The sequence below is a fragment of the Mesorhizobium comanense genome (assembly GCF_005503535.1).
In the GTDB taxonomy this organism is placed as follows: Bacteria; Pseudomonadota; Alphaproteobacteria; order Rhizobiales; family Rhizobiaceae; genus Mesorhizobium; species Mesorhizobium comanense.
Map to the genome: position 1 here is coordinate 11,139 of NZ_SCNN01000024.1, position 17,308 is coordinate 28,446.

Sequence of the window (17,308 nt, forward strand, 5' to 3'; positions counted from 1 at the left end):
TCGACGTATCCGGCATTTGTGTAACGGATAGACGCCTTTTCTGTGGTCCTTCCAGGCGAATCTGACTTTCTATTGGGTCGTACGACGTGCCTTTTCGAATATGGTCGGAGGCAACACCCCTATTGGCCAATAGCGTTAGCCGGAAAGACAGCCGCGGCGATCATGTTGACAGCTGTGGTATGGCGCCTGGGTTGTACCTGCCACATTCACATCGCTATCCAATAAGCTGCGGATGTGGGCCGACGTTGCAAATCTTGCTCGGTCGGCCCATCCCAAGCGACCTTCTCAGGCCGCCATCCAAGTCTGCTGCATGGCGGAGGCGATGGTGCCGGTCTGGTTTGGGTCGCCGAGCCGTGGATCGTTGGGCTGAATGCCTGAACCCGTCGGCGAGGTCGCCGGATCGAAGCCGGCCATGGCCGCGACCAGGGTTGCGACATCGGATGAATGCAGCACCTTGCCGTCGCCGGACTTGATGGTCTCGACGACATTGCCAGTCCCGGCGAACCAGTTGCCGATCATCACATTGTCGGTCGTTCCCAGTACCGAGACGACGAGGTTGTTGCCTTGCTGGGCGAACCAGAGTTCATTCCAGTCGATCCCAGCGCCGAAGTCCAGCTCATCACTGTCGGTGGCGTAACCGGATTCGAAGATAGTATCCGAGCCACCACCGGCATTGAAATAATAGCTGTCATTGCCGGCTCCGCCACGCATCGTGTCGTTGCCAGCCCCGCCATCCAGGATGTTGGCGCCGTTGTTGCCGATGAGTACGTTGTCGCCAGCATTGCCGGTAGCGTTGATATCGCCAGCGCCTGTCAGGGTGAGGTTCTCAACCAAACCCAAAACCTGCGCCGAGTTGACCAGGCTGAAGCTGACCGCCGATTTCACTGTGTCGATGCCGGCTGAACCAGCAACACCTTCATCGACGACGTCACCCACGTTGTCCACGATATAGACATCGTCGCCGGCGCCACCGCGCATCGTGTCGCTGCCAGCGCCGCCATCCAAGATGTTGGCGCCAACGTTGCCGGTGAGCACGTTATTGCCTTCATTGCCGGTGGCGTTGATGGCGGCTCCACCCGTCAGGATAAGGTTCTCAACCGAACCCAAGACCTGTGCTGAGTTAACCAGACTAAAGCTCATCCCCGACTGCACCGTATCGACGCCATCGGAACCGCCTACGCTTTCATCGACGACGTCGGCCCAATCAACGATATAGGTATCGTTGCCGGCGCCACCCCGCATCACGTCATCGTTGAGCCCACCGTCGAGTGTGTCGTCGCCAGCGCCGCCGTTGAGTGTATCGTTACCAAAGCCACCAATAAGTGTGTCATCACCCGCGGCACCGTTGAGCACATCGTTGCCAATGCCACCGTCGAGCCTATCGTTCCCGGCGCCGCCATCCAGGATGTTGGCGCCGTTGTTGCCGATGAGTACGTTGTCGCCGGCATTGCCGGTTGCGTTGATGTCCCCATTGCCAGTGAGGGTCAGGTTCTCGACCGAACCCAAAATCTGCACCGAACTACCCAAGCTGAAGCTGATTGCCGACTGAACTGTGTCGGTGCCGTCGGAGCCCGCCACACTTTCGTCTATGACGTCGCCCGCACTGTCTACGACATAGATATCATTGCCCGCGCCACCCCGCATCGTATCATCGGCAGCGCCACCGTTAAGCGTATCATCGCCAGCTCCGCCTTCCAGGATGTTGGCGCCGCTGTTGCCAACGAGCAAATTGTTGCCAGCATTGCCGGTACCGTTGATCGCGCCAGCGCCTGTCAGCGTCAAATTCTCGACCGAGCCCAAAACTTGGGCCGAGTTCACCAGACTAAAGCTGATCGCCGATTGCACGGTATCGGTGCCGTCGGAGCCCGCCACGCTTTCATCAACGACGTCGCCAACACTATCGATCACATAAGTATCGTTGCCGGCGCCACCGCGCATCGTATCATCGCCAGCGCCACCGCTAAGCGTGTCATTGCCAGCTCCGCCATCCAGGATATTGGAGCCGCTGTTGCCCGTAAGAACATTATTGCCAGCATTGCCAGTGGCGTTAATGGCACCCGCACCCAAAAGCGTCAGATTTTCCACTGAACCCAGAACCTGCGCCGAGTTAACAAGGCTGAAACTGATCGACGACTGCACAGTGTCGTTTCCGTCTGAACCCGACACGCTTTCGTCGACGATGTCGCCCACACTGTCGACCACATAGGTGTCATTGCCAGCGCCACCGCGCATCGTGTCGTCGCCGGCACCACCGCTCAGGGTGTTATTGCCGCTGTTGCCAACGAGGACGTTATTGCCGGCACTGCCGGTGGCATTGATGTTAGCGCTACCTGTTAGAATTACGTTCTCAACGGAGCCCCGCGCGTACGCAGCCGTGAACGTCACCGTCAAGCTGAAATTGACCGACGACTGCACGGTGTCGATGCCGCCAGAGCCGGCCACGCTTTCATCAACGACATCGAACATGTTGTCGACGATATAGATATCGTCGCCCGCGCCACCGCGCATCGTGTCGGTGCCAGCGCCGCCATCCAAGATATTGGCGCCGCTATTGCCGATGAGCAGGTTGTTGCCGGCATTGCCAGTGGCGTTGATGTCCCCAACGCCTATCAGAGTCAGGTTCTCGATCGAACCCAGAATTTGCGCGGAGGAGCCTAGGTTGAAGCTGATTACCGATTGCACGGTATCGGCGCCGTCTGAACCCGCTACACTTTCATCAACAATGTCGCCCACGCTATCGACGACATAGGTATCGTTGCCAGCGCCGCCGCGCATCGTGTCGTCGCCAGCTCCGCCATCCAGGATATTGGCGCCGCTGTTGCCGATGAGCAGGTTGTTGCCGCCATTGCCAGCGGCATTGATGTCGGCAACGCCTATCAGAGTGAGGTTCTCGACCGACCCCAGTATCTGCACAGAGGAGCCCAGGTTGAAGCTGATTGCCGATTGCACGGTATCGGTGCCGCCAGAACCCGCCACGCTTTCATCGACGATGTCGCCAACGCTGTCGACGACATAGACATCATTGCCGGCGCCCCCACGCATCGTGTCGTTGCCGGCGCCGCCATCGAGCGCATCATCGCCGGCTCCGCCATCCAGGATGTTGGCGCCGCTGTTGCCGACGAGCACGTTGTTGCCAGCATTGCCGGTCGCGTCGATGTCGCCAGTACCTATCAGGGTCACGTTCTCGACCGAGCCCAGGATCTGCAACGAGTTGACCAAGCTGAAACTGATTACCGATTGGACGGCATCGGTGCCGCCAGAACCCGCCGCGCTTTCGTCGACGATGTCGCCAACGCTGTCGACGACATAGACATCATTGCCGGCGCCCCCACGCATGGTGTCGTTGCCGGCGCCACCGTCGAGCATATCGTTGCCATCGGTACCGTAAAGTGTGTCGTCGCCGGCACCACCGTAGAAGCCTCTCATCCACGACAACCGCATGGCCGCGGCGATCGTGCCGGCCTGGTTCGGATCGCCGAGACGTGGATCATTCGGCTGGATGCCCGATCCGGTCGGGGAAGTTGCCGGATCGAAACCCGTCATCGCGGTAACCAGGCTCGCCACATCGGACGAACGCAGCACAAGGCCATCGCCCGATTTGATCGTTTCGACCACATTGCCAAGGCCGGCAAACCAGTCGTTGATCGTCACCTTGTCTGTCGTTCCCAGCACCGAGACAACGAGGTTGTTGCCTTGCTGGCTGAACCATAGCTCGTCCCAATCGATGCCCGCGCCGAAATCCAGCTCGTCGTTGTCGTTGGAGGCACCCGATTCGACGATGGTATCGGCTCCGCCGCCGGCGTTAAAACGATAGACATCGTCGCCAGCGCCACCGCGCATCACATCGTTGCCTGCACCGCCGTCCAAGACGTTGGCAGCGTTGTTGCCGATGAGCACATTGTCGCCGGCATTGCCAGTGGCGTTGATGGCACCGGCGCCCATCAGGGTCAGGTTCTCGACAGAGCCCAGGACCTGCGCCGAATTGGTCAGGCTGAAGCTGATGGTTGACTGCACTGTGTCAATCCCGTCATAGCCCGCAACACCTTCATCGACGACGTCACCGACGCTGTCGACGACATAGACATCGTTGCCAGCGCCACCATGCATCATGTCGTCGCCAGCGCCGCCATCAAGCATGTCGTCGCCCGCTCCGCCATAGAGCTTTTGGTTGCCGGCAGGGCCGTGGAAGATGTCGTTGCCAGGGGTGCCATAATAGGCGTTACTGGGAGTAGCCCAAGACGACCGCATGGCTGCCGCGATCGAGCCGGTCTGGAAGGGGTCGCCAATGCGCGGATCATTGGGTTGTACGCCCGATCCGGTGGGCGACGTAGCCGGGTCGAGACCGGCCATGGCGGCAACCATATTTGCGACGCTGGACGAATACAGGCGCGCGCCGTCTCCCGACACGATCGTTTCAATGACGTTGCCGGTGCCGACGAACCAGTCGTTGATCGTCACCTTATCGGTCGTTCCCAGCACCGAAATAACGAGATTGCTGCCTTGCTGGCTGAACCACAATTCATCCCAGTCGATACCAACCCCGAAATCGAGCTCGTCATTATCGGATGAAATGCCAGATTCGATAATGACATCGGCACCGCCGCCGGCACCAAAACGATACCAATCACCACTAGCGCCACCGATCAGCGTATCGTTGCCCGCACCGCCGTCCAAAATGTTGAACTGACTGTTTCCAACAAGGACGTTGTTGCCAGCATTGCCAGTGCCGATCCAGGCATTGCCAATCAGAGTCAGGTTCTCCACGGAGCCCAAGATCTGGACCGAGCTGGCTAGGCTGAAGTTGATCGACGATTGAACAGTGTCGATGCCGCCGGAACCCGTCACACTTTCATCGACGATGTCGCCAGCACTGTCGACGATATAGACATCGTCGCCAGCGCCACCGCGCATAATGTCGTTGCCAGCGGCGCCATCTAGTGTGTTGGCCCCGCTGTTACCGATGAGCACGTTATCAATGGCATTGCCAATACCGATAGTGTCGCCAGTACCCGTCAACGTTAGGTTTTCGACCGTGCCATAAATCCGCCCGCCACTCAGATTGCGACTGACCGCCGACAGCACCGTGTCAATACCGCCAGAGCCCGCCATGCTTTCGTCCACAACATCGTCGGCGTTGTCGACGATATAGATATCGTCGCCAGCGCCACCGTACATCACGTCGCCACCAGCGCCACCATCCAGAATGTTGGCGCCGCTGTTGCCGGTGAGCACGTTGGTGCCGGCATTGCCAGTGGCGTTGATATCGCCGGTACCTGTCAGAGTCAGATTCTCCACCGAGCCCAAGACCTGCACCGGATCGGCCAAGCTGAAACTGAACGCTGACTGCACGGTATCGATGCCACCGGAACCGGCCACGCTTTCGTCGACAACGTCGCCCATGCTGTCGATGATATAGACATCGTTGCCAGCGCCGCCGCGCAGCGTGTCGTTGCCGGCGCCACCGTCCAAGACGTTCGCGCCGCTGTTGCCGGTGAGCACGTTGTTCCCGGCATTGCCGGTGGCGTTGATGTCGCCGGTGCCCGCCAGGGTCAGGTTCTCGACCGAACCCAATATCTGTGCGGACGTGGCCAGGTTGAAACTGAATGCCGACTGCACGGTATCGGTGCCATCGGAACCCGCGACGCTTTCATCGACGATATCGCCAAGGCTGTCGATGATATAGACATCATTGCCCGCGCCGCCACGCATCGTGTCGTTGCCGGCGCCGCCGTCGAGCACATCATCGCCGGCCCCGCCTTCCAGAATGTTGGCGCCGCTGTTGCCGATGAGCAGGTTGTTGCCGCCATTGCCGGTGGCGTTGACGTCGCCAGCGCCTGTCAGGGTCAGGTTCTCGACCGAACCCAATATCTGTGCGGAGGCGGCCAGGCTGAAGCTGATCGCCGACCACACCGTATCGGTGCCGTCAGAACCTGCCACGCTTTCGTCGACGATGTCGGCCAAGCTGTCGACGACATAGACATCATTGCCTGCGCCGCCGCGCATCGTGTCGGCGCCAGCGCCACCATCCAGGATGTTGGCGCCACCGTTGCCAATGAGCAGGTTGCTACCAGCGTTCCCAGTGGCGTTGATGGCGCCAGTGCCCGTCAGGGTCAGGTTCTCGACCGAACCCAAGACCTGTGCGGGATTGGCCAGGCTGAAACTGATTGCCGATTGCACCGTATCGGTGCCGTCGGAACCCGCCACGCCTTCATCGACGATGTCGCCCGCAGAGTTGACCACATAGACATCGTCGCCAGCGCCACCACGCATCGTGTCGTTGCCGGCGCCGCCATCCAGGATGTTGGCGCCGGTGTTGCCGACGAGCAGGTTGTTGCCGGCATTTCCAGTGGCGTTGATGGCACCAGTGCCCGTCAGGATCAGGTTCTCGACCGAGCCCCAAACCTGCCCCGAGTTAACCAGACTGAAACTGATCACCGACCACACCGTATCGGTGCCGTCAGAACCCGTGTCGTTTTCGTCGACAACGTCGCCCGCGCTGTCCACGATATAGATGTCGTCGCCAGCGCCGCCGCGCATCGTGTCGTTGCCGGCGCCTCCGTCAAGCATGTCGTTGCCGGCGCCGCCGGCGAGCACATCATTGCCAGCATCGCCATAGATGAAGTCGCTGCCGGCTGTTCCCGTCAGCGTGTTGGCTGCGGAGGTTCCGGCAATGACGTTGTAGCCCATCCACGCTTGCTGCATCGTGGCGGCGATCGAACCAATCTGGTTCGGCTCGCCCAGCCGTGAGTCGTTCGGCTGGATGTCGGTGCCCATCGGAGACGTCGCCGGAGTGAACCCGGCCATAGCGGCAACCAAGGCCGCCACGTCGAATGAATGCAGCACCTTGCCATCGCCGGACTTTATCGTCTCGACGACATTGCCAGGCCCGGCGAACCAGTCCTTGATCGTCACCTTGTCGGTGGTTCCCAGCACGGAGACGACGAGGTTGTTGCCTTGCTGGGCAAACCAGAGCTCGTTCCAGTCGACGCCCGTGCCAAAGTCCAGTTCGTCGTTGTCGTTGTAGGCACCGGATTCGATGATGGTGTCGGCGCCATCGCCGGCCCTGAACCGATATTGGTCATTGCCCGCGCCGCCGACCAGCGTGTCGTTGCCCGTGCCGCCGACCAATATGTCGTTGCCGGCGTCGCCGTTCAGCGTTTCGTTGCCCGCCAGACCAAAGATGATGTCGGCCTGCGTGCTGCCGGCGATCGTTCCACCTGCCGTGCGCGCGACGAGGAAATTGAGCGAACCCAAACCGTCGAGCTGAAGGTTTTCGACACGCCCAACTGCCAAAGCCTGTTGGGAGATGGACACTCCATCTCCTGCTGGGCCACCGGCGATGATGATCGACAAATCCTCACTCTGAAGCCCCGTCCAAGAGAACGAGAGATCATCGGCTTTGATGCCACCCGTCAGTACGAGGGTCGAGGTGCCCGTTCCTGACGCCTTGAGCAAACTGTTGCTCGCCGTCTGCCAGTAATAGCCGCCGACCCAGGTGTTGACGATGCCGCCCGCTTTCACACCTATCGCGCTGGCCGCCGCGATATCTGAAGTCAATGTGGTGACGGGCCAATTGTAGTTTTGTATCCCATCACTTCCATCCCCGCGGCGGAACACGTACTGATCGTCGCCGCCCATTCCCCACAAAGTGTCGTTACCCTTGCCCCCAACCAATAGGTCGTTTCCATCTCCGGCGTTCATGACGTCGTTGCCGTCGCCGCCATACAGGATGTCGTTGCCGGCACCTGCGTCTAACCACTCGTTGCCCGCCAGACCGAACAAGATATCTGCACCAGCAGTCCCGCTCACTGTGGCGCCGGCAGCGGTTGCAACCGCGAAACTTGTCGCGGCCACGCCGTCAACAGCCAACTTATCGATACGGCCCGGCGCGGTTTTGTATTCGCTGATCGTGATGGAATCGCCAGCGCCTCCAGTATAGATCGTCAGGTCTTCGCCGTTTCTGGTCCAGGCGAATGACAGATTATCGAGGGTTATCCCGCTCTGCAGCGTCAACGTCGAGGTGCCGGAGCCGCTAGCTTTCAGCAAAGTGCTGGTTGCAGACTGCCAGAAATAGCCACCGACCCAACTGTCGACGACACCCCCCGCCTTGACGTTCAGCGCACTGGCGGCGGCGATATCGGCAGCAGCGGTGGTACCCGGCCACGTAAAGTCGAACAGGACATCACTTCCGTCGCCTGGACGGAAGACATATTCGTTGCTCCCATCCATGCCTTGAATGTTATCATTACCTTTTCCGCCGATCAGCCGGTCGTTTCCATCGAACGCCTGCAGAACATCATTGCCATCGCCGCCGTACAGGATGTCGTCGCCGCTGCCGCTGCTCAGCCAATCATTGCCTGCCAGGCCGAACATGATGTCGTTGCCAGTGCCGCCGTAGACGATCGCTCCGGAAGCGGGCGCCACGAAAAAGTTCATCGCCCCGAGGCCGTCAAGCTGGAGCTTTTCGACGCGACCGACGACGCCCTGCTGATAAAGCAGAACCGCGTCGCCGGCCGGGCCGCCGGCGATGTCGATGCGCAGATTGTCGGTCCCGTGCCCGAACCAGGTGAAAGACAAGTTGTCCGACGAGATTCCCTGAAGAACCAGCGTGTCGCCGGTTCCAGCCTCTTGCCTTTTCAAAAGGCTGTTGGTGCTGGTCTGCCACAGATAGCCGCCGACCCAGTCGTTGACTATCCCGGTTGCCGAAACACCCAGTGCATTGGCGGCGCTGATGTCGGCAGCCGCCGTCGTCACGATGGCTGAAGCGTCATCGACCGTATCGGTGCCATCGCCTCGCTGGAAGACCAGAGTGTCGTCGCCACCGCCACCGTTGATGTAATCGTTACCTGCTCCGGAATAGACCGTGTCGTTGCCATTGGCGCCAGCGAGCGTGTCGTTGCCCGCCCCGCCATAAAGCGTATCGTTGCCGTCGCCGCCGTTGAGCGAATTTGCAGCGGAATTTCCAATCAGCACATTGTTGGAGGCATTGCCTGTGCCGTTGATCGCGGCCGTGCCCGTCAGCGTCAGGTTTTCGACATCTGGATCCGAGATCGTATAGCTGACCGAGCTCAACACCGTGTCGGTGCCTTCGCTCGCGGCCTCGATGACCTGGTCGCCGGCATCGTCGACGATGTAGGTGTCGTTGCCGGCATTGCCCTTCATGATGTCGGCGCCGGTGCCGCCGTCGAGAAGATCGTCACCCGCGCCGCCGTTGAGCGTGTCGACGCCGCCGCCTCCCTGGATGTGATCGTCGCCGGCGCTGCCGGTGATGGTGTCGTTCGTGGTGCCGGTGGCGATGAATTGAACGCCCGATGGACCGGCGGTTGTGCCAGTCCCGGTCGTGGCGTTGGCTGTCACGACCGAGGTCGACTGGCCGTCGGCACTGACATCCGTCGTCACAGTCTGCGTAATCACGCCGCTGGCATTGTAGTCGGTGACGATCTTGCGGATCGATCCGTCGATGCGGGTGACAGCCGTTTCCCGGTGTTCATAGGTGCCGTTGTTGTCGGCGTCCTTGAGCAGCGTCGTGGTCATTCCGTCGGCGCTGACGGTTATGATACCCTTGCCGGTGACAGGCCCGTCCCATTGTTGATGGTCCAGTATCTCGGTAACGACGGAACCATCGATCTGCTTGTGGGAAACGGCCGTGGTCTCGTATCCCGCAAGGCTCGGATTGGCCACGTTTACCGGGCTCGCTCCGCTTGCATTGTAGTCATAGTAAGATTTCGTCGTCAGCCCATCCGCGCTTGTCTGAACGATAATTTGCCCCGCGATTGCTTGTTTGTAATAGACAACGCCAGGGATGAGAAAGGCGACGTCCGTCCTCCGGTTGTAAAAGCCGTCCGTCATGGAACCGTCGGCGGCGACAATCGTGCTGTGCAGATTGTCGAAGCCGCCGCTGCTGGCGTCATAGTCCACGCCGGACCAGCTGTTGCGACCATCGTCACTGGTATAAGTCGTGGTCTTCTTGATCATCGTATTGGCAGGCGTAACCAGATCGATGGTTTTGGTCTCGTCTATTCCATTTCCAAGGCTGTTTTTGTTTATCTGACGCTTCTGGTCGACGGTTCCGTTGGCATCGAAATCCCACTCAGACGTCGTCAACAGGCCGTCCGCGCTTGTCGAGATCTTGGTAATGCTCGACTTGTGATTTGCTGCACTGAAATCAGTGATTGTGGTCGTTATCGAACCATCGACTGCCTTGGTCGTAACCTCGGTCTGATCGACGGTACCATCGCCGTCAGCATCCCGGCTGGTTGTAATCGTCCTGCCGTCGCCGCTCGTCGTCGTGATTTCGCGGTCCAGCAGCACTCCCGCGGTCGTGAACCTGCTGACGGTTTCGACGATTGCCCCATCCGCCAGTTTCCTGACGTCATCGGTCGTGGTGCGGTCGAAGCCGACGACACCGTCTATGTCTTCCTGGGTGGTCGCCGTCCTGCCATCGACTGTCGTCGTGGTGACGAACTTCGACAGCAGCGAACCATCGGCTTTGAGGTTGGTGAGGGTGCGCGTCTTCGTGCCGTCGGCATTGACCGTGGTCACATCGGTCGCATCCTGGCTGAACGGATTGGCTCCGAAAACATCCCAGTTCGTCGTGATCGACAGGCCGTTGGCGCTCGCCGTCGTGACGACGGTGCTCGCCAGCGTGGAGCCCTCGAATTTGCTGACGGTTGAAACCGTTGAACCGTCGGCGTTCAAAGCCGCGACACTGGTTTCCTTTCGCTCATAGGTTCCATCACCATTCAAATCCCACTCTTTGGTGACCGAAAGCCCATTTCCGGAGGTCGTTACCCTGGTCTGATCGCTCAGCACAAACGAGGGGGTTTGATAGGTCTTGTTCGTCTGGATCGTCGATCCATCGACCCCGATCGTCGTATTGGCCGTCGTCTTTTCGGGGGCCACCGGAATGTAGTTGACCGAGGTGGTTCCGTACAGCGTTACGATGCTCAGCCCATCGGCACTGACGGTTGTCGTCCTGCTGGTCGTGGACGGAGCCGTCGTGTAGGCGCCTGTCCCCAGTGCGTTTGCCGTCGTGTCGGGCCCGGTCGTCGTTGTCGTCACGCTGCCGTCAGAGGCCTCGACCGAGGTGGTTGTCAGATCGACCGCACCGTCGCCGTTCACATCGCTGGTAACCGCCGTCGTCAGTTTGTCGGCGCTCACCGTGGTGACAGTCCTGCTTTCCAGCGAACCGTTCGCCTTCTTGTAGTCGACGGTCCGCGTCGTGCTGCCATCGGCGTTGAGAACAATGACGTCGGTCTTGGAGCGGCTGGTAGTCGTGCCGGTACCTGCCCAGGTCACGGACTTCGAGAGACCATTGGCGCTGGTGACGACGACCGTCCTGTCCTTCACGACGCCGGCGGCGTCGAGATCGGTGATGGTCTCGGTCTTGCTGCCGTCGGCGTTGAGCACAATGACATCCGATGTCGACTGGTCGATGGTGCCATTGCCGTCGAGATCGGTAGCAAGCGTGCTCGACAGGCCATTGGCGCTGACGGTGCGGGTGGCCGATGATCTCAGAACGCCCGCTTCGTAGGTGCGGTCGGTCTGCGTGGTCGAGCCATTGGCATTGAGGACGATCAAACGAGTTTCGTCGGTCGTTCCATTGCCGTTGACGTCCGTGGCGGTGTTGATCGTGTTGCCGTCACCGCCGGTGATCCGCACGAAAGTCGAAATCGTGGCGTTGTTTGCATTCTTGACCAGGACGGAGGTGGTCTTCGACCCGTCCGCCCCAAGGGCCGTGGTTGCGATCGTGGTTTGGTCGATGGTGCCGTTGCCGTCAATATCGACCTGGGTTGTCGAGGACAGGCCATTGGCGGCTGCCGTCACGATGGTCTTGTCGATCAGAGCGCCGGTGCCGGCAAGTTCCGAAACGGTCCTGATCGTCGAACCATCCGCATTGAGAACGGTGACGTCGCTCGACTTCTTCTCGGCAGTGCCGTCGCCATTGGCATCGACCTGGACATCGGTGCTCAACCCGTTCGCGGACTTTACGAGGATCGTCCTCGACAGCAGCGTACCGTTGCTCGAGGTCGTCGACGTTGTCGTGGTGCGGCTGCCGGTCGAGGCAATGACCGTCACCCCTTGGCTGACCGTATCATAAACGCCGTCGCCGTTGAGGTCCTTCTTGTCGGTTACGGTCAGGCCGTCGGCCGAGACTGCCGTCTCCGATTTGGCATGCTGTACGCCATTGCGGTCCGTATCGGATATGATGGTGACCTCGCTGCCGTCGGCGTTCAACGCGTCGATCTGCGTCTGGTCGATCTTGGTGTCGCCGTTCGAGTCGATCTTCGTGATGACCGTCTTGCCGTCGCCGCTGGTCTTGACTTCGGTCTTGGCAAGCAGGGCACTGCCACTGGTTACCGTCGATGTGGTGACTGTTGTGCTGCCATCGGCCCCAAGCGTAGTGGCCGTCGTCGTCAAGCGATCGGTCATGCCATCGCCGTCAAGGTCGACGCTCACGGTCTTGGTCAGGCCGTCGGCGCTGATCCCGGTCATGGATCTGCCAATCAGCGTGCCATTGGCGCTCCTGGTCGTCAGCGTGCGGACGTGATCGCTGTTATGGGCGGTCACATCGGTGACCACGACGTCATAGATGCCGTCTCCATTCAGGTCGGTCTTGCTGGTTCGCGTCGCGCCGCTTGGCGAGGTTTGCTCAAGGATCTTGCCGGCAAGCGAGCCGTCTGGATTGAACAGGCTGATGGTCGATGTCGTGACGCCCGCCGCATCCGTAACGATGTTCTTGACCGAATCCAGATGGCCATCGCCATCGGCATCTGTCGCAATCGAAATCGTCCTGTGGTCGGCACTTGTGCTGGTGGTGGAGGAAGACAGCAGTGAGCCGTCGCGGCTTTTCACCAGCAGCGTCTCACTCGTGCTGCCGCCGGATCCGATAAGCTTCACATCGGATGAAACGATGTCGGCAAGCCCGTCGCCATCAAGATCCGTCGATGCCGTCACCACCTGCCCATTGGCGCTGGTTCTCGTGGTCGTCTTGCCGATCAAAGCGCCGGTGCCGGCCAGCGTGGAGACCGTCCGGGTCTTCGACCCATCAGCATTGAGGACAATAGCGTCGCTGGATTTTCTTTCGACAACACCATTGCCGTCGGCATCGAACTGCACGTCGATGCTCAGGCCGTTCGCCGATACGGCGGAGATCGTCCTGGCCAGCAATGTGCCATTGGCGGATGTCTGCGAGGTCGTTGTCGTGCGCGTGCCGTTCGCACCGATGGCCGTCACGGCCTGGGTGATTGCATCATAGGTGCCGTCGCCATTGATATCCTGCTTGTCGGTGATGGTCAGGCCGTCGGCGGATATGGTCGTTTCCCGCTTGCCATGCTGCACGCCGTTGCTGTCGGTGTCGGACACGGTGGTGACGCGGCTGCCATCGGCATTGAGGACATCGATTTGCGTCTGGTCGATCTTGGTGTCGCCGTCGGCGTCGATTTTGGTGGTGGTCGTCTTGCGGTCGCCGCTTGTCTTCACCTCTGTCTTGGCAAGCAGGGCGCCATTGGCGCTGGTTTTGGTGGTCGTGACCGTGCGGCTGCCGTCGCTCCCAAGCACGGTCGCCGTCACCGTTGTGCGGTCCGCTGTCTCGTCGATGTCCATATATTCGCGCACCGTCTGGTTCAGACCGTCGGCGCTGGTCGTCGTGGCCGTACGTTCGACCGGCGCGCCGCCGACGTCAAAAACCGACACCGTGCGCGTCCGATAGCCCGACGCATCCAATGTCGTCACATCGTAGGTCGTCAAATCATAGCTACCCGACTCTGTTGCGCCCTCGTCACCATCGAGGTCGACATAGCTGCTCAGTGACAGGCCATCGGCAGAGGTCACATCAACACGCTTGCCCCTGAGCGAGCCATTGGCATTGAACATGCTGACGGTCGAGCGCGTGACACCATCACTGCCGACCACAACGGTCTTGAGAGTATCGACATGGCCGTCGCCATCGGCGTCGGTGGAGACCGAAACGGTGTTGCGGTCGGCGCTGGTGCTGGTGGCTGTGCTGGACAGCAAGGTTCCGTCGCGACTCTTGAGCTGCTGGGTTTGCGACGTGCTGCCGCTTGCGCCGATCACCGTCACATCCGAGGCAACGGTATCGTACAGTCCATCGCCATTCAGATCGGTCGAGATCGTCTTGGTCAGGCCGTCAGCGCTAGTGGCGGTGACCGTCTTGCCGATCAGGGCGCCACTGCCGGCCAGCGACGACACCGTCCGCGTCGTCGAACCGTCGGCATTGAGCACTGTGGTGTCGTTTACCTTGCTTTCGACCGTACCGTCCCCATCGGAATCGATCTGAGCATCGATGACGAGGCCGTTTGCCGAAACGGCACCGATCGTCCTCGACAAAAGCGTGCCGTTGCTCGACGTCTCCGAGGTGGTCGTGGTGCGGGTGCCGTTCGTGCCGATGACGGTGATGGCCTGGGTGATATCGTCATAGACGCCATCTCCGTTGACGTCCTGCTTGTCTGTTGTTGTCAGGCGATCCGCGGAAAGTGTCGTTTCAGACTCGGCGTGCTGCACGCCGTTGCTGTCGGTGTCGGATATTGTGACGGTCTGGCTGCCATCGCTGCCGGTGCTGACGATCTGCGTCCGATCGGTCTTCGTGTCGCCGTCGGCATCGATCTTGGTCGTTACGGTCTTGCGGTCGGCGCTGGTCTTGGCTTCGGTCCTCGCCAGCAGCGCGCCGCTGGTGCTGGTGGTCGTCGATGTGACCGTGCGGCTGCCGTCGCCACCGAGCACCGTCGCGGTTACCGTCGTGCGATCGAGCGTGCCGTCCGCATTGATGTCGTCCCTGACCGTCTGTGTCAGGCTGTCGGCGCTCGTGGTTGTGGCCGAGCTGCCGGTGAGCGTGCCGTTGGCGCTTCTGGTCGTGACCGTGCGCGTGCGGTTGCCGGAACCATCCGTGGTCGTCACATCTGTGATGACCTTATCGTAGGTTCCGTCGCCGTCGATATCGGCCTTGCTCGTCAGCGACAGGCCATCGGCGGAGGTCTGGTCGAAGGTCTTGCCAACCAGCGAGCCGTCCGGATTGAACAGGCTGACGGTTGACGTGGTCACCCCGGCGCCGTCGACTACGATGGTCTTGACCGCATCGGTGTGGCCGTCGCCATCGGCGTCGGTGGAGATCGAGATCGTCTTGCGGTCGGCGCTGGTGTTGGTGATGGTGCTGGACAGCAAGGTGCCGTCGCGGCTCTTGACCTGCTGCGTTTGGGCCAGGCTGCCGCCGGCGCCAACCACCGTCACATCCGAAGAGACGCTGTCGTTCAACCCATCGCCATTCAGATCGGTCGACACCGTCTTCGACAGGCCGTCGGCGGTGGTGGTGGCGACCGTTTTGGCGATCAGCACATTGGTCGAGCTGTAGGTGGAAACCGTGGTGACCGAAGAGCCATTGGCGCCATTGGTGATGGCGGTGACGTCGCGGGTTTCGTAAGCGCCGTTGCCGTCCAGATCATGCGAGACCGTGCGCGTGCGGCCGTCGGCACTGGTGACAGTCTGCTCGCGATCGATCAGCGTGCCGCCGCTGCTGGTTTCCGCAACCGTCTTGGTGCGCGTGCCGTCGCCGGCAACAACCGTTGTTTCGGTGCTGATCAGATCATAGACGCCGCTGCCGGTGGAATCGCTCTGCACCGTTTTGGTAAGGCCGTCCGCCGACGCCGATGTCACCACCTTGCGAAGCAGAGTTCCGTTGACGCTGGTTTCCGAAACCGTGGTCGCGGTCGAGCCGTTGGCATTCCTGACATACACCTGCGTCTGATCGGCGGCGCCGTCGCCATCCTGGTCAAGCGTCGTCGTCACCGTCATCTTGTCGGCGCTGGTCGTCGTGGTCGTCCGCTCGGCCAGGGAACCGTCGGTGTTGAAATCGCTGACAACGCGCTGGCGCACGCCCGCCGCCACACTCGTGACATCGGTCTGCGAGCGCTCATAGGTGCCGTTGCCGTCATCGTCGAACTGCGTCGTCTTCGACAGGCCGTCGGCGCTGACGGTGATGCGGTTCTGGAAGGCGAGCGTGCCGTCCTTGTCGTAGCCGCCAAGCGTCGTGGTCTTCGAGCCATCGCCATTGGTGACGGTGTTGCTCTGGATGATGTAGCCATTGGCGTCCGAGGCAAGAACCGCATTGCCGACCGCGCCAGTGCTGCCATCGGTCTTGGTGTAGACCGCCGTCCCGGTGATGGCCGAGCCATCGGCAAAGTTCTGGCCGCTACCTGTCGCCGTCAGGCCGATCGACGTGATACCGAGCGATGCCAGCGAGACAAGCTGGCCGCCGACCATGATCTTGAAGTCGGACCAGCGATCGTCCCCGGCATCGAGCATGCCGTTGTGATTGGTGTCGAACACGCTCTTCAGCGCATCGAGATCGCTGCTCGCCGTCGGGTCCCATTCGGTGAAGGCAAATTCGCTGGAGCGGCTGATCTTGCCGTCGCCATCGGCATCGAGCACCAGGACGCCATTGCCGTCTCCCGCCCAAGCCGTGCGGTGCTGATAGCCATCGCCATCGAGATCGAGGAACTGCGACGAGGTCGACAAGGTGTCGACCGAAAGGCCATTGCCCGAGAGGTCGAGCAATACGGGTTTGGCACCGGATTTTCCATTGGCGCCGGCATGGCTGGCCGCACTGCTGCTGTAGTTGCCATGACGGTCATTCCCGGTGGTGGAATAGCCGCCGGAGTCGTTGATGCCGCCTGACTTGCTGGGACTTGCGTTACTCGTGTGATCGGACTTGCCCGCAGCCGCGAGCTGGCGATCGACCATTACCTTCAAATTCGGGTCTCTGGGGTCTACTTTTTGATTGATGGCGGCCTGCGCGACCGCCGCCCTCACGGCCTTGGCCGACATGCCTTTGTCAATCGCATCCTTAACGCCCGCGCCGATAGTATCCATGGGGGCGGTGCTGGCGTCGTTGAAGCCTGGGATATAAACTTTCGGTGGCACGACCAAGGCCGGGGGAGCCACGCGCGGTGCGGCGGGTTTTGTAGGGGGCGCGCGACGGGCGCGAGGGGCTGGCGTGGCCACAGAATAGGGCATGGACGGGACAAGCGGATTAAAAGACGGAAATACGCCAACCGGCGCGGGCGGCGGTGAAATATTGGTAATCGGCACGCCTCCAAGAAATTCGGGCGCTGGGGGAGAGTACTTGGGCGGCGCGGGGGGAGCCAAGCCAGGTCCGTACGCGGCGGGATTTTGGTTGTCCGTCACGGTGCTCGGCGAAGTGCCCCCTAAATAACCGGGGGCGCTTTTATTGCCAGGATTGTTGCCCGTGTTGGTGTAGCCGCTGCCACCGCCAGGTGAACCGCCACCGGAGCCT

1 protein-coding gene is annotated in these 17,308 nt (G+C 60.8%); it reads right to left on the minus strand.

Annotated elements, in window-relative coordinates:
• Positions 1 to 285: 285 nt before the first annotated feature.
• Positions 286 to 17,103 (minus strand): calcium-binding protein, encoded by a 16,818-nt coding sequence (locus FFS37_RS28940; RefSeq protein ID WP_171026469.1) that lies wholly within the window; start codon positions 17,101 to 17,103, stop codon positions 286 to 288.
• Positions 17,104 to 17,308: the final 205 nt, after the last annotated feature.